This is a genomic window from Bacillus sp. GbtcB10 (assembly GCF_019091365.1).
Lineage (GTDB): Bacteria > Bacillota > Bacilli > Bacillales > Bacillaceae > Bacillus > Bacillus altitudinis.
In genome coordinates this window covers 1-237 of record NZ_JAGXJP010000388.1, presented here as the reverse complement: position 1 = coordinate 237, position 237 = coordinate 1, and the positions used below count along the sequence as shown (strand labels likewise).

General features: G+C 40.1%; 1 pseudogene. It reads left to right on the top strand.

From position 1 onward, the window contains the following. A pseudogene (locus KVT11_RS20600) lies at window positions 1–197 on the top strand (class I SAM-dependent methyltransferase); the annotation flags it as partial. Window positions 198–237: the final 40 nt, after the last annotated feature.

The window sequence follows — 237 nt, the reverse complement described above, 5'->3', positions numbered from 1 at the left end:
AGCTGCCAGTCTCTATGTTCAAAGACAAAAAGCATGCCGAAAGCTTATTTGAGATGCAAAAGAAACAAGAGGAGCTCGAAGCACCGCAACGTATGCTATTTGCCAACCTGCCATCTTTCTCACAGAAGGAAGCAATGGTTGGCGGCATGAGAAAATTAGACCAATGGTTTATAGAAGAAAAAGATACGAAAGAATAGCCAGAGTGATGTCTGGCTATTTTATTATTCAGAAAATAAC